The sequence below is a fragment of the Paenarthrobacter sp. E2MeOHC11 genome, assembly GCF_058744955.1.
The window spans coordinates 437,870-457,186 of the sequence record NZ_CP196673.1 but is presented as its reverse complement, the minus strand read 5'-3'; the positions used below and the strand labels follow the sequence as shown (position 1 = coordinate 457,186).

The 19,317-nt window shown below is 62.6% G+C and carries 21 protein-coding genes; 11 read left to right on the top strand and 10 right to left on the bottom strand.

Features of this window, described 5'->3' with window-relative positions:
- Window positions 1–199 precede the first annotated feature (199 nt).
- From rpsB to ACSSVG_RS02085, 6 genes are all read left to right on the top strand, one after another.
- On the top strand, window positions 200–1,084 hold the full coding sequence (gene rpsB / locus ACSSVG_RS02110) for a 30S ribosomal protein S2 (RefSeq protein WP_253467512.1): 885 nt from the start codon (window positions 200–202) through the stop codon (window positions 1,082–1,084).
- Between the two features lie 120 nt (window positions 1,085–1,204).
- The gene (gene tsf / locus ACSSVG_RS02105; RefSeq protein WP_011774217.1) at window positions 1,205–2,041 is read left to right on the top strand and encodes a translation elongation factor Ts; all 837 of its coding nucleotides are present in this window, start codon (window positions 1,205–1,207) and stop codon (window positions 2,039–2,041) included.
- A gap of 120 nt (window positions 2,042–2,161) precedes the next feature.
- Window positions 2,162–2,899 carry a UMP kinase gene (gene pyrH, locus ACSSVG_RS02100; protein ID WP_231342155.1) on the top strand — a complete coding sequence of 246 codons (738 nt, stop codon included), beginning with the start codon at window positions 2,162–2,164 and terminating at the stop codon, window positions 2,897–2,899.
- Between the two features lie 102 nt (window positions 2,900–3,001).
- The gene (gene frr, locus ACSSVG_RS02095) at window positions 3,002–3,559 is read left to right on the top strand and encodes a ribosome recycling factor (RefSeq protein ID WP_026541491.1); all 558 of its coding nucleotides are present in this window, start codon (window positions 3,002–3,004) and stop codon (window positions 3,557–3,559) included.
- Window positions 3,559–4,494 (top strand): phosphatidate cytidylyltransferase, encoded by a 936-nt coding sequence (locus ACSSVG_RS02090; protein ID WP_253467515.1) that lies wholly within the window; start codon window positions 3,559–3,561, stop codon window positions 4,492–4,494. The genes frr and ACSSVG_RS02090 overlap by 1 nt, the downstream gene beginning before the upstream one ends.
- Window positions 4,495–4,515: 21 nt before the next feature.
- Window positions 4,516–5,100, top strand: coding sequence for a DivIVA domain-containing protein (locus tag ACSSVG_RS02085; protein ID WP_231342157.1), 585 nt, complete (start codon window positions 4,516–4,518; stop codon window positions 5,098–5,100).
- 13 nt (window positions 5,101–5,113) lie between these two features.
- On the opposite strand, the gene ACSSVG_RS02080 is transcribed toward ACSSVG_RS02085, so the two are convergent.
- The 5 genes from ACSSVG_RS02080 to ACSSVG_RS02060 are packed head-to-tail and all read right to left on the bottom strand — an operon-like array spanning window position 5,114 to window position 9,627.
- On the bottom strand, window positions 5,114–5,806 hold the full coding sequence (locus ACSSVG_RS02080) for a hypothetical protein (RefSeq protein ID WP_492417026.1): 693 nt from the start codon (window positions 5,804–5,806) through the stop codon (window positions 5,114–5,116).
- A gap of 55 nt (window positions 5,807–5,861) precedes the next feature.
- On the bottom strand, window positions 5,862–7,328 hold the full coding sequence (locus tag ACSSVG_RS02075) for a sodium/solute symporter (protein ID WP_231342160.1): 1,467 nt from the start codon (window positions 7,326–7,328) through the stop codon (window positions 5,862–5,864).
- The gene (locus ACSSVG_RS02070) at window positions 7,325–7,687 is read right to left on the bottom strand and encodes a DUF485 domain-containing protein (protein WP_231342163.1); all 363 of its coding nucleotides are present in this window, start codon (window positions 7,685–7,687) and stop codon (window positions 7,325–7,327) included. The genes ACSSVG_RS02075 and ACSSVG_RS02070 overlap by 4 nt, the downstream gene beginning before the upstream one ends.
- Window positions 7,684–8,403: a LytR/AlgR family response regulator transcription factor gene (locus ACSSVG_RS02065; protein ID WP_231342164.1), complete on the bottom strand. Its 720-nt coding sequence runs from the start codon at window positions 8,401–8,403 to the stop codon at window positions 7,684–7,686. The genes ACSSVG_RS02070 and ACSSVG_RS02065 overlap by 4 nt, the downstream gene beginning before the upstream one ends.
- 21 nt (window positions 8,404–8,424) lie before the next feature.
- On the bottom strand, window positions 8,425–9,627 hold the full coding sequence (locus ACSSVG_RS02060) for a sensor histidine kinase (protein ID WP_231342165.1): 1,203 nt from the start codon (window positions 9,625–9,627) through the stop codon (window positions 8,425–8,427).
- Window positions 9,628–9,837: 210 nt separating this feature from the next.
- On the opposite strand from ACSSVG_RS02060, the gene ACSSVG_RS02055 reads away from it, so the two are divergent.
- Window positions 9,838–10,218, top strand: coding sequence for a DUF485 domain-containing protein (locus ACSSVG_RS02055; protein WP_231342166.1), 381 nt, complete (start codon window positions 9,838–9,840; stop codon window positions 10,216–10,218).
- Window positions 10,215–11,831 carry a monocarboxylic acid transporter gene (locus ACSSVG_RS02050; protein ID WP_231342167.1) on the top strand — a complete coding sequence of 539 codons (1,617 nt, stop codon included), beginning with the start codon at window positions 10,215–10,217 and terminating at the stop codon, window positions 11,829–11,831. The genes ACSSVG_RS02055 and ACSSVG_RS02050 overlap by 4 nt, the downstream gene beginning before the upstream one ends.
- Before the next feature lie 76 nt (window positions 11,832–11,907).
- Here the strand turns inward: ACSSVG_RS02050 and ACSSVG_RS02045 are convergent, their stop codons facing one another.
- The 5 genes from ACSSVG_RS02045 to ACSSVG_RS02025 form a co-directional block, all read right to left on the bottom strand.
- Window positions 11,908–12,927, bottom strand: a complete 1,020-nt coding sequence (locus ACSSVG_RS02045; protein WP_231342168.1) for a PHP domain-containing protein — start codon at window positions 12,925–12,927, stop codon at window positions 11,908–11,910.
- A gap of 73 nt (window positions 12,928–13,000) precedes the next feature.
- The gene (locus ACSSVG_RS02040) at window positions 13,001–13,600 is read right to left on the bottom strand and encodes a hypothetical protein (protein WP_231342169.1); all 600 of its coding nucleotides are present in this window, start codon (window positions 13,598–13,600) and stop codon (window positions 13,001–13,003) included.
- Between the two features lie 55 nt (window positions 13,601–13,655).
- Entirely contained in the window at window positions 13,656–14,063 is a 408-nt protein-coding gene (locus ACSSVG_RS02035; RefSeq protein WP_310201331.1) for a DUF4383 domain-containing protein, read from the bottom strand.
- 129 nt (window positions 14,064–14,192) lie between these two features.
- On the bottom strand, window positions 14,193–14,888 hold the full coding sequence (locus tag ACSSVG_RS02030; protein WP_492417022.1) for a hypothetical protein: 696 nt from the start codon (window positions 14,886–14,888) through the stop codon (window positions 14,193–14,195).
- Window positions 14,889–15,035: 147 nt separating this feature from the next.
- Window positions 15,036–15,506, bottom strand: coding sequence for an Lrp/AsnC family transcriptional regulator (locus tag ACSSVG_RS02025; protein WP_159707934.1), 471 nt, complete (start codon window positions 15,504–15,506; stop codon window positions 15,036–15,038).
- Between the two features lie 195 nt (window positions 15,507–15,701).
- On the opposite strand from ACSSVG_RS02025, the gene pdhA reads away from it, so the two are divergent.
- Genes pdhA through ACSSVG_RS02010 form a run of 3 tightly spaced genes read left to right on the top strand, consistent with a single transcriptional unit; the run spans window position 15,702 to window position 19,275 of the window.
- The gene (gene pdhA / locus ACSSVG_RS02020; protein ID WP_492417020.1) at window positions 15,702–16,871 is read left to right on the top strand and encodes a pyruvate dehydrogenase (acetyl-transferring) E1 component subunit alpha; all 1,170 of its coding nucleotides are present in this window, start codon (window positions 15,702–15,704) and stop codon (window positions 16,869–16,871) included.
- Window positions 16,871–17,881 carry an alpha-ketoacid dehydrogenase subunit beta gene (locus ACSSVG_RS02015; RefSeq protein ID WP_231342181.1) on the top strand — a complete coding sequence of 337 codons (1,011 nt, stop codon included), beginning with the start codon at window positions 16,871–16,873 and terminating at the stop codon, window positions 17,879–17,881. Before pdhA ends, ACSSVG_RS02015 begins: the two co-directional genes overlap by 1 nt.
- Window positions 17,878–19,275, top strand: a complete 1,398-nt coding sequence (locus ACSSVG_RS02010; protein WP_492417017.1) for a dihydrolipoamide acetyltransferase family protein — start codon at window positions 17,878–17,880, stop codon at window positions 19,273–19,275. Before ACSSVG_RS02015 ends, ACSSVG_RS02010 begins: the two co-directional genes overlap by 4 nt.
- The last annotated feature ends 42 nt before the right edge of the window (window positions 19,276–19,317 follow it).

The following is a 19,317-nucleotide window of genomic DNA, read 5'->3' as shown; positions in this document are numbered from 1 at the left end:
AAGCCTCTTGGCTTGATGCTGCGGAGGATTGTGCCTCTTGCGGTCCGGCTGAGCCCATGGCTCCATGCCGGATGAGAAGCGCAATGGATGCCAGGAGCCGCGCCCGTCCGGGCAAAGGCTAAACAACCGTCAACTATTGGCAGGGTAAGAGCAGCCCCATGGGCTCTCTCATGAATGACCTGCCGGAAGGAGCGTCGGCATGCCCGTCGTAACTATGCGCCAGCTGCTTGACAGCGGCGTCCACTTTGGACACCAGACCCGTCGTTGGAACCCGAAGATGAAGCGCTTCATCTTCACGGAGCGCAACGGCATCTACATCATTGACCTCCAGCAGTCGCTGTCCTACATCGACCGCGCCTACGAGTTCGTCAAGGCTACTGTCGCCCACGGCGGCACCGTCCTGTTCGTCGGCACCAAGAAGCAGGCTCAGGAAGCAATTGCCGAGCAGGCTACCCGTGTTGGCCAGCCGTACGTCAACCAGCGTTGGTTGGGCGGTATGCTCACCAACTTCCAGACCGTCGCCAAGCGTATCCAGCGCATGAAGGAACTCGAAGAGATCAACTTCGACGACGTCGCGGGCTCGGCATACACCAAGAAGGAGCTCCTGCTCCTCAAGCGCGAACTCACCAAGCTTGAGTCCAACCTCGGTGGTATCCGCAACCTGACCAAGGCTCCCTCGGTTCTGTGGGTTGTTGACACCAAGAAGGAACACCTTGCTGTTGACGAAGCCAAGAAGCTGAACATCCCGGTTGTTGCCATCCTCGACACCAACTGCGATCCGGACGAAGTTGACTTCCCGATCCCGGGTAACGACGACGCCATCCGCTCCGTCAACCTGCTCACCCGCGTTGTTGCCGACGCCGTAGCTGAGGGCCTCATCGCCCGTAACCAGCGCGCAACCGGCACCACCGAAGCTCCGGAAGAGCCGCTGGCCGAGTGGGAGCGCGAGCTCCTCGAAGGCAGCAAGGCCGAAGAAGCAGCGGCAACCGAGGCTCCGGCAGCAGAAGCTCCCGCAGCTGAGGCTCCCGCAGCTGAGGCTCCCGAAGCAGCTGAAGCTGCAGCCGGCGAAGCTGAAGCCAAGTAAATCTGGACCTTCCCTGATGCCGAAACGGCGTCGGGGGCAACTGACAGGATGGCGGCTCACACGGTGGGCTGCCGTCCTGTCAGTCCGTAATCACACAAATTTCTAGACAGAGGGGTTCACATGGCGAACTACACTGCTGCTGACATCAAGGCCCTGCGCGAGCGCACCGGCGCCGGCATGATGGACGTCAAGAAGGCTCTTGACGAAGCCAACGGTGACGCTGAGAAGGCCATCGAGATCATCCGCATCAAGGGCCTCAAGGGTGCTACCAAGCGCGAAGGCCGCTCGACTGCTGAGGGCCTGGTTGCTGCCAAGGTCAACGGCGGCGTTGGCGTAATGATCGAGGTCAACTGCGAAACTGACTTCGTTGCCAAGGCTGACAAGTTCATCCAGCTGGCCGACAAGGTCCTCAACGTCGCAGTCGAGTCCGGCGCAGCCGACCTCGAGACCCTGCTGGCCACCGAGGTCGACGGCAAGCCGTTGTCCGAGGTCGTCGTCGAAGAGGGCGCTGTCCTCGGCGAAAAGGTTGTTGTCCGCCGTATCTCCCGCGTTGAGGGCACCACGGTTGACGCTTACCTGCACAAGACGTCCAAGGACCTCCCGGCCCAGGTCGGCGTCCTGTTCGCTGTTGACGGTGAAGGCGAAGCCGCTGCCACCGCCGCACACGACATCGCTGTCCACGTTGCAGCCATGGCTCCGAACTACCTGACCCGCGAAGACGTCCCGGCCGAACTGGTCGAGTCCGAGCGCCGCATCGCCGAAGAGACCGCCAAGGCTGAAGGCAAGCCGGAAGCTGCTCTTTCGAAGATCGTTGAAGGCCGCGTGACGGGCTTCTACAAGGGTGAAGTTCTGGTTGACCAGGCATTCGCCAAGGATTCCAAGAAGACCGTTGCACAGGTCCTCGAAGAAGCCGGCGTCAAGGCAACCGCAGTAACCCGTTTCCGCGTCGGAAACTAGTAATTCATGAAAAGGGGTGGTCACTTCGGTGGCCGCCCCTTTTTCATGCATCCGTCCGGGTAGTACCTGCGCGGACGCACAGCACGATAATCTAGCCAGAGTCCACCAACGGGAGGCACCATGGAAACCGTCAACACTGCAATCCAGCCCGAGAAGACCCGCCGTCGTGTACTTCTGAAACTTTCCGGCGAGGTCATCGGCGGAGGAAAGCTCGGCGTCGATCCTGAGACTGTCCGGGCCATCGCCAAGCAGATCGCCGCAGCTGTCTCCGATGTCGAGGTAGCCATCGTCGTCGGTGGCGGCAACTTCTTCCGCGGAGCCGAGCTCTCCCAGAGCGGCATGGACCGTTCCCGCGCCGACTACATGGGCATGCTGGGCACAGTCATGAACTGCCTCGCACTGCAGGACTTCCTGGAGCAGGCAGGCGTTGAAACCCGCGTCCAGAGCGCCATCACCATGGGCCAGGTCGCAGAGGCCTACATTCCCCGCCGTGCCATCCGCCACATGGAAAAGGGCCGCGTGGTCATCTTCGGTGCCGGTGCCGGCCTGCCGTATTTCTCCACCGATACCGTGGCGGCACAGCGGGCACTCGAAGTACATGCCGATGTGGTCCTGATGGCCAAGAGCGGTGTGGACGGCGTCTACACCGCGGACCCCAAGAAGGATCCGGCCGCTGAAAAGCTCGATGTCCTCAGCTACGACGACGCCCTGCGCCGCGACATCCGGGTCATGGACCAGACGGCCATGACCATGTGCAAGGACAACAAACTCTCCATGGTGGTCTTCGGCATGGAAGGCGAGGGCAACGTTACCCGTGCCATCCTCGGCGAAACGCTGGGAACCCTGGTTACTCCCTAGCAAGGGCTAGGATATTTCTAGGACCGTCCGCCCCTTGTGGCGGATCTTTACTGTGTATTGGTGCCTGCAGTTGGGCAGCAACTATTTTCTGAGGAGAAACCCGTGATCGAAGAGACCTTACTCGAAGCCGGCGAGAAGATGGACAAGGCGGTTGAGGTAGCAAAGGACGATTTCGCCACGATCCGCACTGGCCGGGCAAACCCCGGTCTCTACAACAAGGTGATCGTCGAGTACTACGGCACTCCGACGCCGCTCCAGCAGCTGGCCTCCTTCGGTGTGCCTGACGCCCGGACCATCCTGATCACCCCTTACGACAAGACCGCACTGCGCGATATCGAGAAGGCTCTGAGTGACTCTGAGGTTGGCGCCAACCCCTCCAACGACGGAAACGTCATTCGCGTGACCATCCCCGAGCTCACCAAGGAGCGTCGCAAGGAATACGTGAAGATCGTCAAGGGCAAGGGTGAAGACGCCAAGGTCTCCATCCGCAGCATCCGGCGCAAAGCCAAGGACACCCTGGACAAGCTCGTCAAGGACGGCGAAGCCGGCGAGGATGAAGGCGCACGCGCTGAGAAGGAACTTGACGCCCTCACCAAGCAGCACGTCGACAGCATCGACGAACTGCTCAAGCGCAAGGAAGCCGAGCTGCTCGAGGTCTGATGAACCAGGCTGAGCCGGCGCCCGCTGAGCGGGTCCCGACACGCGACACCCCCAAACGCGCCAGGCGTGTGCGGGCGAACCCCACACCGAAGGCCGGCCGGAATCTTCCGGCCGCCATCGGCGTCGGACTTTCCATGCTTTTGGCTGTTCTGGGTGGCCTGCTCTTCCTCCCGTTGGGATTCGTCCTGCTCACTACCGCCTTCGGGGTGCTGGGTGTCTGGGAAGTTTTCCGGGCTCTTGAAGCCCAGGGCACCAGGATGCCGATCATTCCTGTGATGATCGGCAGCCTGGTGATGCCGGTATCTGCCTACTTTGGCGGACTTGAAGGTTTGCTGTTCACCTTGACGGCAAGTTCCGTTGCCGTTCTCCTGTGGCGTTCCATCGACAGTGCGGCGGGGGCGCCCCGAAGCGTGTTTGCCGGGGTTTTCACTCTGGCCTGGATTCCGTTCCTCATCAGTTTCGCGGCCCTGCAGCTCCACGCCACGGGTGGTGCCACACCTGTCGGCTTCTGGCCGGACGGGATTCCTGACGGCGCGTGGCAGATCGCTTCGATGTTGCTGCTGGTTGTCTCGAACGACACTTTTGGCTACATTGTCGGGGCCTCCTTCGGGAAACACCCCATGGCCCCCAAGATCAGTCCCAAGAAGTCCTGGGAGGGATTCGCGGGATCCGTGGGCGGGGCAATGGTCATAGGTGTCCTCGCCTGCATCTTCCTGTTGGACAAGCCCTGGTGGGTGGGGCTGGTGCTGGCCGTTGGCATGGTTGCAGCTGCAACTGCCGGAGACCTCGCCGAGTCCATGGTCAAACGCGAACTTGGCGTCAAGGACATGAGCAGCATCCTGCCTGGTCATGGTGGCGTGATGGACCGGCTGGACTCCATCGTGTTCGCAGCCCCTGTAGCCTATGTTCTGTTCGCGCTGCTAAGCGGCGTCTAACAAACCAATGAAGGAAAATTAGTGTCCGTGGATATTCGACGCCAGATTCCCGCATCATTCGACCGCGTGGAGCGCAGCAAGTACGGCTATAACGCCAAGCAAGTGGACGAGTTCCTCCAGCGTGCCAGGACGTCGTTCGAAAACCCTGTTGGCACGGCTGACCAAGTGGCCAGCGTGGACGTCCGGGACGTCGCCTTCGACCCCGTGAAGGGTGGGTACGACGCCCATAGCGTGGACGCTGCCCTGGACCGGCTCGAGGATGCCTTCGCCCGCCGTGAGCGGGACGACCTCATCAGCCAGCAAGGCGAAGAAGCCTGGTTGCGCCAGATCGGTAAACTCTCCGGAATCCTGCGTGGCCGGCTTCACCGGCCGGACGGCGAGCGGTTCCGCCGCCCGTCCAGGAAGCGGGCCCGCAGCTACAACATCCAGGACGTTGACGCCCTGTGTGCTGAGCTGGTCGGGTACCTGGAACACGACCAAGTGCTAAGCGTGGACACTGTTCGGCGCGCTGTATTCCGTGCGGCAAAAGGCGACGAAGGCTATGAAGAAGCCCAGGTGGACGCCTTCCTCGCCCGTGTCGTAGAGCTCATGGCGGCTATCGACTAGGCGTACCGTACGCTCAGCGGGAGCTGGGGGAGATCGGTTTGTTGTTCTTCCAGACGTCCAGGTAGCGACGGTGGCCCCGCACCAGCGACGACCCGAAGAATACCAAAGCGGCCAGAACGGCCACAGGGACAGCCACCACTGGGGGAAGCCCGGCGGTCAGGAGTGCTGATCCGAGCAGCAGGGCGATGAGGGCCGAGTTCACGAACCCCATGAAAACCATGCTGCTGCCAGCCACCTGGCTGAAGTCTTTCCGAATGCCCAGGAAGTAATACGTCCTTTTGGCACCTTCCTCGTCATCGTGAACGCCGGCCATGAGGAATGGCTCCATGCCTGGGTCCATGTCGACGTAGGCCGCCCGCAGGCGGTTCATGGCCAGGACGTACATCAAATCCTCCATGCCCACGCTCATGACCCGGACATGGGTGAGCAGGCCAACCACCAGGTCGATGCTGAGGACGGCCAGCGCGAAGGCCCTGAACGCATCCGAAAACTGGGTGGCGTTACCCACCAACGCCACGCTCAGAAGGCTCGCCGATGTGAACGTCAGGAACATGCTGATGCGTGTGAGTACTTCGCCCTGCGTGGTGCTGCGTGAGGCGAGCAGGCTCCAGTGCTCGGTGGCCAATAATTGCGCGCGGACGCTCGGTGACAACGCCGGCGGGGTTGCCGGTGGTTCTGGGCCGGCAGCATCCGGTTCCTCGGACATGGCGACATTGTCCACCCTGGCCGCTGTGCGGACAACAGGCCCCTGCTTTCGTGGGCTACCGCTCGGTGGCCACAGGCCGTTCCGGCACATGGAGTCGCGACATGACGCGATTCACCGACGCCGGCACACGGCTCTTCGTCAGGCTCGACACCACCACTGTCACGGCGAATGCTGACGGAACGCTCCATGCAGCAGGCTGCGCCAGCCACGCCGGCGCGTTGCCCGACCCCATGAGCGTACCGGCCACCATGGCGCCTCCGCAGAGGAGCGCTCCGGTCAGCATTCCTGCAATGGCGCCGGTATCGGTCAGCCCACGCCACCAGATTCCCAGGAGCAGGACAGGGCAAATCGTGGAGGCCGTGAACGCAAACACCAGGCCGACGCTGCCGGCCAGGGCCAAGGTGTCGGTCATGAAGGCAAAACCCAAAGGCACGACGGCGGCGAGCACCGCCGCGAGCCGGAAACCCTTGACGCTTCCGCCGAAGAGGTCCTGGCTGATGACACCGGACAGTGACACCACCAGCCCGGAGGTTGTGGACAGGAAGGCTGCGAAGGCTCCGGCTACTACGAGGGAGGAGAGCAGATCGCCTGCGACACCGCCGATCAGCTTGCCTGGGAGTAGCAGCACCAAGGCATCGGCCTGTCCGGACTGGGCAAGTTCGGGCGCGAACATCCTTCCCAAGGCTCCGGACAAGGTGGGAAACAGATAGAAGACGGAGAGCAGCCCCAGCACGATCAACGTCGTCCGCCTGGCAGATTGACCGTCAGGGTTGGTATAGAACCTCACCAGGACATGCGGCAGGCCCAAGGTGCCGAATAACAACGCCACCAACAGCGATATGTGCTGGTAAGCCCCTGCGGGAGCCTGCCCTGTGGGATTAACGGGCAGGGGGGCCTGGGGTTCTGAGCCGTTACCGGCAAGCACCAGCAACACGAAGACCACTGGAAGCGCCAAGGCCGTGAGTTTCAGCCAGTACTGGAACGCTTGGACGAACGTTATTGAGCGCATGCCACCTGCCACGACCGTGAGGCACACAACCACCACGACCGCCGTCGAACCTACCCACGACGGCAAGCCGGTGGTGATCCTGATGGTGAGCGCCGCGCCGTGGAGTTGGGGGACGATGTACAACCAGCCCACGGCCACCACCACCAGGCTCGTTACGCGGCGGACCAGCTTGGAATCCAACCGTGCTTCGGTGAAGTCGGGGATGGTGTAGGCCCCTGATCGCCGGAGGGGAGCGGCCACAAACAGCAAGAGCATCAGGTATCCGGCCGTGTAGCCCACGGGAAACCACAGAGCATCCGTTCCGGAAAGCAGGATCAGTCCGGCGACACCCAGGAAGCTGGCAGCGGACAAATACTCGCCGCCGATCGCCGAGGCATTCCACCACGGCGGGACTGTGCGCGAGGCGACGTAGAAATCGCCCGTAGTTCGGGAGATGCGCAGTCCGTAGAACCCGATGACCGCCGTTGCCAGCGAAACGGCCAGGAACGCGAACAGGCCGACAGCCGGATTCACTTATCCTCCACGAGGTCCCTGTAGCGGGCCTCATTCCGTGCCGCCGCGCGGTTGTAAAGCCAGGCACTCAAGCCAATAACGGGGTAAATTCCGGCCCCCAGCACCAGCCAGTCAAGCGGAATCCCGAAGATCCGGGTTTCTGCCACGCCCGGTCCGTAGACGAGGAACAGCGCCAACACGGCGAGGATGATCAGGAAGCCGGAGGCCACCACCAGAGCCAAACGCAGTTGCGATCGGATCAGGGACCGGATGAAGATCCGGCCGGCGTCGGAATCTTCGGTGACCTCGCGCGGATATGGCGACCTTCCCGGAGCCGCTGTGGCCGCCTGGCGCGGCGCCGTGACGCGGACGCGCGTCATCCTTGGGGCCGGATGCGTGTGGACTGCAGCTTGTCCCGGACGGAGGGCAGGTGTCTCCGGCTGATGGGGAGTTCAGCACCTGCCACGGCCACACTGGGGCCGCTTGCGGATAATTTAAGGTGCTGTACGTGGTTCAGGGCTATCAGGTATGAGCGGTGGATCCGGATGAACCCCGCTTCAGCCCATTTCTGTTCAAGGTCGCTGAGGGGAACCCGGATGAGGAAGCTGGCCTCAGCGGTGTGCAACCTCGCGTAGTCGCCTTGGGCCTGCACATAGGTGACATCGTCCCGCCGGATCATCCGGGTGGTGCTGCCAAGATCCACAGTGATCATTTCCGGTGCCGGCGTGCCCTCTTTGATGAGGTCGCTGATCCGGTCCACGGAACGTGAGAGCCGTTCCGCGCGCAGCGGTTTCAGCAGGTAGTCGATGGCGGCGAGGTCGAAGGCTTCCAGGGCGCAGTCTTCATCAGCGGTGACAAACACGACGGCGGGCGGGTTGCTGCTGCGGGAAATCGCCCGCGCGATGTCCAGACCGGACAGGGCAGGCATATGGATGTCGAGGAAGACGGCGTCCACGGACTCTGTTTCCAAGGTCCGCAGTGCCTCGGCGCCGGAAGACGCCCGGTGGATGGCGCCAATTCGCTCATCCAGTCCCAGCAGGAAGGCGAGCTCCTCCACAGCGGGCAGTTCGTCATCAGCGACGAGCACGTTGATCATGTTTATAGACTAACCGGCGCCTTAGGCGTCGTGGTCGGGCTGGGACTTCGGCACCCGCATGGTGATCAGGGTTCCTTCGCCGGGGGCAGTTTCAACGACCAGCCCGTGCTCGTCCCCATACACCTGCCGCAAGCGGGCGTCCACATTCCGAAGACCCACATGGTCGCCGTCTGCGTGGCCGGCTAGCACCGACCGCAGGTGCTCGGGATCCATGCCGACGCCGTCGTCCTCGATGGTGACTTCAGCAAATGCTCCGGAATCATTGGCGCAAATGGTGATGTGTCCGGGGCCCTCCTTGGCCTCCAAGCCATGCCGGACCGCATTCTCCACCAGCGGTTGGAGACTGAGGAATGGAATGACCGTGCTGAGGACCTCGGGCGCGATCCGTAGGCTGACTTGGACGCGCTCGCCGAAGCGCGCGCGTTCCAGCAGCAGATAACGGTCGATGCAGCGCAGTTCCTCGGCCACTGTGGTGAAGTCGCCATGCCGCCGGAACGAGTACCGGGTGAAGTCGGCGAACTCCACCACAAGCTCACGGGCCCGTGCAGGATCGGTGTTGATGAACGATGCTATGGCATTCAGGGAGTTGTAGATGAAATGCGGGCTGATCTGCGCACGCAAGGCCCGTACCTCCGCTTCCATCAGCAAGGTCCTCGAAGCCTCCAGCTCGGTCAGTTCCAGTTGGGCGGCAATCCAATCGGCAACCTCGGAGGTGGCTCTTACCAGTCCCGCCCCTGCCGCTGGCGCGAGGGCGGCCACTGAGCCAACTACCCTGGAGCCGGCCCGGATAGGAGCAATCACGGCACTGAACCCGTGGTTTCCGTGCTCGGCTTTTGCGTGGGGTCCTTGCCCGGCATGGGGCACCACGGCTGTGCGCCCGGTGGCGAGCACCTCCTCAGCGAGGCGCATGAGGGAAGGCCTGAGCTCCTCGGCAGCACCATCCCAGGCGAGCACCGAATCTGTGTCCGTGATCGCCAGGGCATCACAGCCCAGCAGCACCCGCAGTTGCTTGCTGGCTTTGGCTGCCCCGGCAGGCTGGAGGCCGCCCCGGAGGTGCTGCCCGGCCCGCGAGGCCGCGTGCAGCGTGTTGTAGGTGGCACGCTCTGCATCCGTGCCCAGATCCCGGAAGGAACGGATCACTTTCAGGCCAACGCCCACGACGACGGCGATGGCCAGCACGATCACGGCGACCGCGGCGGCTGTGAAGAGCGGGGAATCTGGCATAGGGCCAGCGTAGCCGGACACTTTTCCGCATCGCGGCCTGTTGTCCCGCATGTTCCCTCACATCCCACCGTTTGGCGCAGCGCCGCAACCGTTGAGCGACGGCATTGGGCGATCCTCTGGAACAGGCGCAGGGCCGCGTTCGATAGTGATTGCAGTCACGTTGGCAACGCATGTGCAGCTGATGTGGACACATCACACTCAGGAGGAACCATGGGTAATGAGGCCCAACCCCAGGACGCAACGGCGTCCGTGGACTTCCAGGAAGTCCAGCAGACGGAACGGTTCAAGACACTGCGCAAGCGGCACCGCAGCTTTGTCTTCCCGATGGCCGTCGTATTCCTGCTCTGGTATTTCGCGTATGTCCTCTTGGCCGACTATGCGGTCGGCTTCATGTCCATCAAGGTCTGGGGCAACATCAACGTCGGCCTGATCCTTGGCCTGCTCCAGTTCGTCACCACCTTCGGCATCACGGCGTGGTACGTGAGCTACTCCAACAGAAAGCTGGACCCGATCGCGGCTGAGATCCGCAACGAGATTGAGGGCCACGATTTCGATAAGGACGGCAATGTGATCAGCGGGGCAGCCAAATGAACACCATGGTCCCGGCAGTCAATGTCGAAGCGCTGAAGGACACCACCCTGCTCAACATGGGCATCTTTGCCTTGTTCGTTGCGGTCACCATGGTGATCGTTTTCCGGGCCAGCCGGAACAACAAAACCGCAGCGGACTACTACGCCGCCGGCCGTTCCTTCACGGGTTCGCAGAACGGCACCGCCATCGCAGGCGACTACCTGTCCGCAGCCTCGTTCCTGGGCATCACCGGCGCCATCGCCATCAACGGCTACGACGGCTTCCTGTACTCCATCGGGTTCCTCGTCGCCTGGCTCGTAGCCCTGCTGCTCGTGGCGGAGCTGCTGCGCAACACCGGCAAGTTCACCATGGCTGATGTCCTCTCCTTCCGGTTGCGCCAGCGACCGGTCCGTATCGCGGCAGCTCTGTCGACGCTGGCGGTCTGCTTCTTCTACCTCCTTGCACAGATGGCGGGGGCAGGCAGCCTGATTTCGCTCCTCTTGGGCATCAGCGATTGGGGTGGACAGGCGCTGGTGATTATCGTCGTCGGTGCCTTGATGATCATGTACGTCCTCATCGGAGGAATGAAGGGCACCACCTGGGTGCAGATCATCAAAGCCATCCTGCTGATCGCCGGGGCCGCCGTCATGACGGCCATGGTGCTCGCTATCTATGGCTTCAACCTGTCCAACCTGTTGGGCTCCGCTGCGGAAGCCGCCAACAACCCGAACATCCTCAACCCTGGCCTGCAGTACGGCAAGACGGAAACGTCCAAGCTCGACTTCATGTCGCTTGGCTTGGCGCTGGTCCTCGGAACAGCGGCCCTGCCCCACGTGCTGATGCGCTTCTACACAGTTCCAACAGCGAAGGAAGCCCGGAAGTCCGTTGTCTGGGCGATCTGGCTGATCGGCCTGTTCTACCTCTTCACCCTGGTGCTCGGCTATGGCGCAGCAGCCCTGGTGGGTGCTGAAACCATCAAGTCCGCACCCGGCGGCGTGAACTCCGCTGCTCCGCTGCTGGCCTTCCACCTCGGCGGACCACTGCTCCTTGGCTTTATTTCGGCCGTCGCCTTCGCCACCATCCTGGCGGTCGTAGCTGGCCTGACCATCACCGCGGCAGCTTCCTTCGCCCACGATATCTACGCGAACGTCATCTCCAAGGGCAAGGCCGACGCAACCACCGAAGTGAAGGTGGCACGTCGCACGGTAGTGGTGATCGGTGTCCTCGCGATCCTGGGCGGCATCTTTGCCAACGGCCAGAACGTTGCGTTCCTGGTGGCACTGGCCTTCGCGGTGGCAGCATCCGCGAACCTGCCAACCATTGTCTATTCCCTGTTCTGGAAGAAGTTCACTACACAGGGTGCGGTGTGGAGCATGTACGGCGGTTTGGCTGCGGCCATCTTGCTGATCACCTTCTCTCCGGTGGTCTCGGGCGCAAAGACCTCCATGATCCCCGGAGCAAACTTCGCACTGTTCCCGTTGAGCAACCCGGGCATCGTGTCCATTCCCTTGGCATTCTTCCTGGGGTGGCTGGGGACGGTCCTGGACAAGCGGCGCGAAGATCCGGCCAAGCAGGCGGAGATGGAAGTCCGCTCGCTGACCGGCGTCGGTGCAGAGAAGGCCGTGGACCACTAATAAGAGCCACCGCTCTAAGAAGAGGGACTCCTCCTGCCAGCCGCAGGGGGAGTCCCTTTCAGCGTGCGCTGAGCACCTACTTCTTCAGGCTCAGCCACTCCGTCAGCTGTTCCAGCGGCCACGTGGTGACGATCCGTTCCTTCGGGACGCCCAGGGCCTCGGCGCGCTCCGCCCCGTATTGCAGGAAATCGAGTTGGCCGGGAGCATGGGCGTCGCTGTCGATGCTGAACAGGCAGCCTGCGTCCAGGGCAAGCTTGATCAGGTTGTCCGGCGGGTCCTGCCGTTCGGGGCGCGAGTTTATCTCGACGGCGACACCCCACTCTGCGCACTCCGTGAAGACTTTGGCGGCATCGAATTCGGACTCGGGCCTGGTGCCCCGTGATCCCTGCACGAGGCGGCCGGTGCAATGCCCCAGGACGTTGGTGTGCGGATCGCTGATACCGCCCAGCATTCGCTTGGTCATGGTCTTCTTGTCAGCCCGAAGCTTGGAGTGGACGCTCGCCACCACAACGTCCAGCCGGCCCAGCATGCGGGGTGTCTGGTCCAGTGTCCCGTCCTCAAGGATGTCCACCTCGATGCCTTTGAGCAGCCGGAAGCCATCCTGCGATGAGTTGATCCCCTCCACTACGCCAAGCTGCTGCTCAAGGCGTTCGACGCTAAGTCCATTGGCGATGGTGAGATTGGGGGAGTGGTCGGTCAGGGCAAGATATTCGCGGCCGAGTGTCCGTGCGGCGGCAACCATGGATTCGATCGGCGATCCGCCGTCGGACCAGTTGCTGTGACTGTGAAGGTCTCCACGCAGGGCGGCCCGCAGGGTGTCGCCGCCGGATGTCAGCGCCTCTGCGCCGCGTTCGCGCAGGTCGGCCAAGTAGTCCGGGACCCTGTCTTCCAATGCCTGGGTGATGACTTCTGCGCTGCGGTTGCCGATGCCCTTGATACTGGTAATCCGTCCCGTCCGGATCAGCGTCGGCAGTTGTTCGGGCGGAAGCTGCCGGACGGCGTCGGCCGCTTTCCGGAAGGCTTGGACCTTGAAGGATGGGGCCTGGCTTCGTTCGAGCCAAAAGGAGATTTCGTCGAGTGCCTCGATGGGATCCATGGCTCCATGATCCACGAACAAGGCGCACCATCAACAGTGGGCAGTGTCGATGGTGCGCCTGTCCGGTCACCGCCTAGTGGTGGTGACCCGGGTCCAGGGCGGGATTGGAGCCCTGGCCGCTTTCCTCGTGTGGGGCCTGGCCGTGCTCACCGTGCGGGACAGCGTGCTGTCCCGCCATCGACGCGGCCAGGCCTGGTGTTGCAACTGAAGCAACAACGACGGCGGCTCCGAACGCGGCTGCCAGAAGCCGCCCGGTCCTTGGCTGGCCGTGGGCGCCGCCGTCGTTGGTCTTGTGCTGCCGCCTCAGCCATCCCGCTCCGGCAAGTGCCATGAGTGTCAGGCCGAGGGCGGCAAAGTGGCTCACATCGAGTGAGCGTTGGGTGGTGACGCCGGTGACGGTGGCAGCAAGGTGCGCAGCTGCCGCCACCGCGAGGACCGGAAGCGCGTATCGGGAGAATACCAAGGTGTTGCGGTGCAGCCCCCACAGTGACCAGGCCAAAAAGGCCAGGCCTCCTGCGAGGGTTGCGGCACCGGCAATCGCCGGGCCAGAGGTCACGGATCCGGTGAGGTACCCGGCAGCAAGGGAAAGCTCGACCATTCCGGCGGCCATCGCTGCGAAGTATACGAACAGCAAGGTCGCTGCGCTCAGCGTGGGGTGGTTTCTGCGTTCCATGGCTGTTGCCGTCCTCTGGCTCGTTGTTGGTGTTCAGTCGCGGCTCAGGTGTTGCTCAGGCGCGGGCGGAAGCTACTGCGGCCTTGTCCTGGGAGAGTGCGACGCCCAGCAGGACGACAGCACTGGCAAGGTGCAGGACGTTGTCCGCACCGTTGAGGGCGATGATGTTCAGCGAGGAGCCCACCAGGAACAGTCCAAGGATGCCTACCAGCAGGTAAACGCCACCGACGGCCGTGTTGACGGACTTGGACAGCGTGACGCTGTTCATGCCGGAGTAAAGCAGCGCAGCGCCAATGGCCAAGTGGATGATGTTGTGAAGCGGGTTGACGGCGAAGATGATCAGGTTGGCGCCCTCGGTGGCGAAGAAGCCGATTCCCGAGGTGACGAAGAATCCGAGGACGCCTACCAAGAGGTAAACGGCTCCGAAGATGGTGGCGATCAAGCGATTGGGCGAAGTACGCATTGGTCCGAACCTTCCGATGGTGGCCGGATTTCCCGGCCGTCCTGCTGAGCCCCGAGTGGGGCTCTCAAGCAGTGATTCGGACCATATGCGCAGGTGGATGGGTGAAAGTCCGGAAATATTTTCCGGTAACTATGGGCGGAGGCGGATGCTGCTCATCTTGAGGTCGTTGGTGCCTTCGAAGACGTATTGGAGGTCAATGGTTTTGCCGTCGCATTGCAAGGTACCGGAGAGATCGGCCTTGTTGTTGCCGTTGTTGTTGTTCACGCTCACCGAGTTGTAGTTGGGCTTGCACGAGCTATCCAGTTCCAGGCTGGCAATGCCGTCCACGAACGACTGCTTGTCCAGCTCGTCCTTTAATGGCTGGCTAAGGTAATTGTCGTAGGCCTGCTCCGATTGCCCGGACACCACAAGATTGGTGAACTCGTCGGCGAGGGACTTGGCCTTGGACGTGGCGTTGCCCACGAGGTTGACCAGCAAAAGGACACCTACCACCGCAAGCACGATCACGCCCGCAACGATGCTCAGCACGATCCACAGGACTTTTCGGCTCTTCTTTGGGGGCTGCTGGCCGTATTGGCCGGGTGCGTACTGGCCGGGTTGGTACTGACCCTGCGGGTACGGGTTCTGGGTCTGTGGGTATGGGTTCTGCTGGTATTGGCCGGGAGCCGCGTACTGCGGGTTGCCCGCCTGTGGAGCAGTGGTCGACGGCGGCTGTTGCCACTGGGGTGAGGCGCCGGTCTGCGGCGGGTACCCGGGTGGAATCGGGGGAGGGTTCTGTCCGGGCTGGTTGTTCCCGGGCTGGTTGGGTTCTTGCGGGTTGCTCACGATCGTGCCCCTTTCGGCAGCCTCCGGCAGCGCCACCACCTTGCCGGGGACCTCTGGCCGGCCCCCGTTGCGTCCTCTTGCATCAAATCGCATGCAGGTTCCCCGGGCAAGTACTACGCCCGGAATAACCGCAGGTGAGAAGCGATTTCAGGCTCCGGAGCGCCTGCCGAGCAATGGTTGCACCCGGTACGGGATCATTTCCCGCATCGCCAGTGCGGTATCCGTCCGTTCCACGCCGTCGCAGCCAAGGATTTTTCCGTTGATTCGGTAGAGGTCTTCCGCATCCAAGGCAACGACCCGCAGCAGCAGGTCCGCTGAACCCGTCAGGCCAAAACCTTCCAGGATTTCCGGTATGTCCGCGAGGTCCTGGGCGAGGGAGGCGAGTTTTTGCTGCTGTACATGGACTGTGATGAATGCCGTCAGCGGGTAGCCGAGTGCGGCCGGGTTGATCCTCCGCTCGAAGGAAAGAAACGCGTGCTTCTTTTCAAGTTGGGCCATGCGGGCCTGGACCGTGTTGCGGGACAAACCCAACTTTTGGGCGAGGGCAACCACTGTCCCGCGGGGGTCCTTCGCCATGGCCGAAAGGAGCCGGGTGTCAGTGCCATCCAAGGGTTGCATAATGCGCAAGATTAGCACGCCTCCAACCCTCAAAACAGGGCACAATGCTCAACTTCTGCCGGGGTAGTTGTACCCGATGCCTCTTGTGAGTAGGGTCACAATTAACTCCGGCGAAGGTGCCGGAGGGCCGGTCTGCGGCAGGATCACAAGTCCAGCCAGCGCCGACGAAACCGAGCCGGAAGGTTGCGATCACCTGTGTTGACGGATCAGGCGGGCAAGGGAGTGCATCAAGGCACTCCGGGCCCAGGACAAAGTGCACAAAATCCCCTGCGGACTGGCGGCGATCTGCTCCAGCTGGTGTCTCCGGAAGGCGACCGCATCAGCCATCCAGAATTCGACGTCTGGGTTAGGGACATCGGCGACGAGCAATTGTGTTCCCTGTATGAGGACATGACCGTCATCCGCCGTATCGACGCCGAGGCAACGGCTCTGCAGCGCCAGGGAGAGTTGGCATTGTGGCCGCCGCTCCTGGGCCAGGAAGCGGCCCAGATCGGCTCAAGCCGCTCGCTGCGCGACGACGACTTCGTCTTCCCGAGCTACCGTGAAAGCGGCGTGGCATACGTCAGGGGCGCCCACCTCTCCGAGATCGCCAGGGTGTGGCGAGGCAATGCCTCCTACGGTTGGGACCCCCAGCGAATCAACGTGGCCACGCCACAGATCATCATCGGATCCCAGAGCCTGCACGCCACCGGCTACGCCATGGGCGTCCAGCTGGACGGTGCGAGCACTGCTGTTCTTGCCTACTTCGGCGACGGTGCCACCAGTGAAGGGGACGTGAACGAAGCCATGGTGTTCGCGGCCAGCTACCAGGCCCCCGTGGTGTTCTTCTGCCAGAACAACCACTGGGCCATTTCCGAGCCTGTCCGCATCCAATCGCATGTTCAATTGGCTGACAGGCCAACCGGGTTCGGTATTCCGAGTATGCGGGTTGACGGCAACGACGTCCTGGCCGTCATGGCTGCAACCCGGGTTGCCCTGGATCGGGCACGCAAGGGCGGCGGTCCTACCTTCATCGAGGCTGTTACCTACCGCATGGGTCCGCACACTACTGCCGATGACCCCACCAGGTACCGAGACCCCAACGAGCTGGAAGACTGGGCAGCCAAGGACCCGATCCTGAGGCTGCACAAGCTCCTGGAAGCCAAGGGACTGCTGACTGAAGACGTGGCCGCCCGTGTTAAGGCAAAGGCCGATGCCGTGGCCGCCGAGCTCCGTTCCAGTTGCATCGATATGCAGGATCCGCAGCCATTGGATGTTTTCAACCACGTGTACAGCACACCAAATTCCTGGATTGAACGGCAGAAGGACCACTACTCGCGCTATCTGAACAGCTTCAACCAGCCTGTCGAGGAAGGTGCACTCTGATGTCCAAGCTCACGTTTGCCCGGGCCATCAACGCCGGCCTCCGCAAGTCCCTCGAAAACGATCCCAAAGTGGTCCTCATGGGAGAGGACATCGGTGCGCTCGGTGGTGTCTTCCGTGTCACGGACGGTCTCCAAAAGGACTTTGGAAAGCACCGGGTGATCGATTCGCCGCTGGCCGAATCCGGCATTATCGGCACCGCGGTGGGTTTGGCGTACCGCGGATACCGTCCCGTGTGCGAGATCCAGTTCGACGGTTTCATCTACCCCGCATTCGACCAGATCGTCAGCCAAGTAGCCAAGATGCATTACCGCACCCAGGGCCGGGTCAAGATGCCCATCACCATCCGGGTTCCCTTTGGCGGCGGCATCGGATCTCCTGAACATCACTCCGAATCGCCTGAGGCGTACTTCACCCACACCTCTGGGCTGCGGGTAGTAGCGGTGTCGAATCCGCAGGACGCCTACACGATGATCCAGCAGGCCATTGCCTCCGATGACCCCGTCCTCTACTTCGAACCCAAGCGCCGCTACCACGACAAGGGCGACGTGGACGAAAGCCTTGACCTTTCCACAGCCCTTCCCCTGGACAGGGCTGCTGTGGTGAACACCGGCACGGACGTGACCTTGGTGGCATACGGTCCTTTGGTGAAAACCGCGAAGGACGCCGCCATGGCAGCGGCAGATGAAGGCATTTCCGTGGAGGTCATCGACCTCCGTTCCCTGGCTCCCGTGGACTATCCCGTGGTGGAGGCTTCTGTCCGCAAGACGGGCCGACTGGTCATCACCCACGAGGCCGGCCAGTCCGGTGGCCTCGGCGCAGAGATTGCTGCCAGCATCACCGAGCGCTGCTTCCACTATCTGGAGTCTGCCCCCGTCCGCATTACCGGTTTCGATGTTCCGTACCCCTATTCGAAGCTTGAAATGCACCATTTGCCGGATCTGGACAGGATCCTCGACGGCGTCGACCGCGCCTTGGGCCGCCCAAACTCGCTGAGTGGACTGGAAGGATGACCGCCACCATGATCAAGGAATTCAGGCTGCCGGACCTTGGCGAGGGCCTGACGGAATCGGAAATCCTCAGTTGGAAGGTGGCAGTGGGGGACACTGTCACCCTGAACCAAGTCATCGCCGAGGTGGAAACCGCCAAGGCAGTCGTGGAACTGCCGTCTCCGTTCGCCGGAACCGTGGCGGCCCTTCACGAGCAGCCTGGGACGGTGGTGGAGGTCGGTAAGCGGATTGTCTCCTTTGAGGTGGACGACGCCGGATCCTCCAACGGAGGCAGCGCCCCAGCCGCTGGCAACAGGGCCGCCGTCGAGACTTCCGCGAATGGTTCTGCGGCCGCAGGCGACGCTGACGCGGTGGGGGCCCCTGCAAAGCGTGAGCCGAACCTGGTGGGGTACGGTGCCGTCGTCGAACATTCCGGTCGGCCGACCCGGCGCGCCCGTGGCCAGGTTCAGGAGGCCCGCCCAGGAACCTCTGTCCCTGGGCAACCACAGGCGGCGCCCGTCGCTGCGCCGGAATCAGAAACGGCAGGCGCCGAAAGGCCCCGATCCACCCCGCCCGTGCGCAAGCTGGCACGCGACCTTGGTGTCGACTTGGAACAGGTTCCGGGCACGGGACCCGGCGGGCTCATCACCCGCGAGGACGTCCAAGCCTTCACAGGTCCTCCGGAAACCGCATCCGAAGCTCAACCAGTGAGGGGCGGGCGGGAAACGCGCACAGCCATCAAGGGTGTGCGGAAGTTCACTGCCGCCGCCATGGTCCAGAGCGCGTTCACCGCGCCGCACGTTACAGAGTTCCTAACCATCGACGTCACAGCAACCATGGAGTTGCTGGGCAGGCTCAAGGGCAACAAGGCGTTCGATGGGTTCAAGCTGACGCCGCTGACCATCGCGGCCAAGGCCATCTTGGTGGCGCTGCGCAGTCATCCCACGCTTAACTCACGCTGGGACGAGGCGAACCAGGAGATTGTCCAGTTCAACTACGTCAACCTTGGCATTGCGGCTGCAACGCCCCGCGGCCTGACCGTCCCGAACATCAAGGACGCAGACCAACTGACGCTGCGTGAACTCGCCACGGCACTGACTGAACTGACCAACACGGCACGTGCAGGCAAGACGTCGCCATCGGATCTTTCCGGTGGCACCCTCTCGATCACCAACATTGGTGTGTTCGGGATCGACGCCGGGACACCCATCCTCAATCCAGGTGAAGCCGCCATCGTCGCCCTGGGCGCTGTGCGTAAAGCTCCCTGGGTGGTCAACGACGAACTCGCCGTCCGGCAGGTCATGTCGCTGAGCCTGTCCTTCGACCACCGCCTGGTGGATGGCGAGCAGGGTTCACGGTTCCTCGCTGACCTCGGAGCTATCCTGTCCGATCCCGCCATGGTCATGACAATGATCTGACGCTTCCAAGCTGCGCCGGCCCATCCCTTTACGAGTGCTTGC

Bases quoted from the DNA above. Each gene is read 5' to 3' on its own strand.
- ACSSVG_RS02080 (WP_492417026.1), bottom strand. From the start codon at position 5,806: ATGTCCGAGGAACCGGATGCTGCCGGCCCAGAACCACCGGCAACCCCG.
- ACSSVG_RS02060 (WP_231342165.1), bottom strand. From the start codon at position 9,627: ATGCCAGATTCCCCGCTCTTCACAGCCGCCGCGGTCGCCGTGATCGTG.
- ACSSVG_RS02035 (WP_310201331.1), bottom strand. From the start codon at position 14,063: ATGCGTACTTCGCCCAATCGCTTGATCGCCACCATCTTCGGAGCCGTT.
- ACSSVG_RS02040 (WP_231342169.1), bottom strand. From the start codon at position 13,600: ATGGAACGCAGAAACCACCCCACGCTGAGCGCAGCGACCTTGCTGTTC.
- ACSSVG_RS02025 (WP_159707934.1), bottom strand. From the start codon at position 15,506: ATGCAACCCTTGGATGGCACTGACACCCGGCTCCTTTCGGCCATGGCG.
- pyrH (WP_231342155.1), top strand. From the start codon at position 2,162: ATGGAAACCGTCAACACTGCAATCCAGCCCGAGAAGACCCGCCGTCGT.
- ACSSVG_RS02065 (WP_231342164.1), bottom strand. From the start codon at position 8,403: ATGATCAACGTGCTCGTCGCTGATGACGAACTGCCCGCTGTGGAGGAG.
- tsf (WP_011774217.1), top strand. From the start codon at position 1,205: ATGGCGAACTACACTGCTGCTGACATCAAGGCCCTGCGCGAGCGCACC.
- ACSSVG_RS02070 (WP_231342163.1), bottom strand. From the start codon at position 7,687: ATGACGCGCGTCCGCGTCACGGCGCCGCGCCAGGCGGCCACAGCGGCT.
- ACSSVG_RS02015 (WP_231342181.1), top strand. From the start codon at position 16,871: ATGTCCAAGCTCACGTTTGCCCGGGCCATCAACGCCGGCCTCCGCAAG.
- rpsB (WP_253467512.1), top strand. From the start codon at position 200: ATGCCCGTCGTAACTATGCGCCAGCTGCTTGACAGCGGCGTCCACTTT.
- ACSSVG_RS02010 (WP_492417017.1), top strand. From the start codon at position 17,878: ATGACCGCCACCATGATCAAGGAATTCAGGCTGCCGGACCTTGGCGAG.
- ACSSVG_RS02045 (WP_231342168.1), bottom strand. From the start codon at position 12,927: ATGGATCCCATCGAGGCACTCGACGAAATCTCCTTTTGGCTCGAACGA.
- ACSSVG_RS02055 (WP_231342166.1), top strand. From the start codon at position 9,838: ATGGGTAATGAGGCCCAACCCCAGGACGCAACGGCGTCCGTGGACTTC.
- ACSSVG_RS02090 (WP_253467515.1), top strand. From the start codon at position 3,559: ATGAACCAGGCTGAGCCGGCGCCCGCTGAGCGGGTCCCGACACGCGAC.
- ACSSVG_RS02050 (WP_231342167.1), top strand. From the start codon at position 10,215: ATGAACACCATGGTCCCGGCAGTCAATGTCGAAGCGCTGAAGGACACC.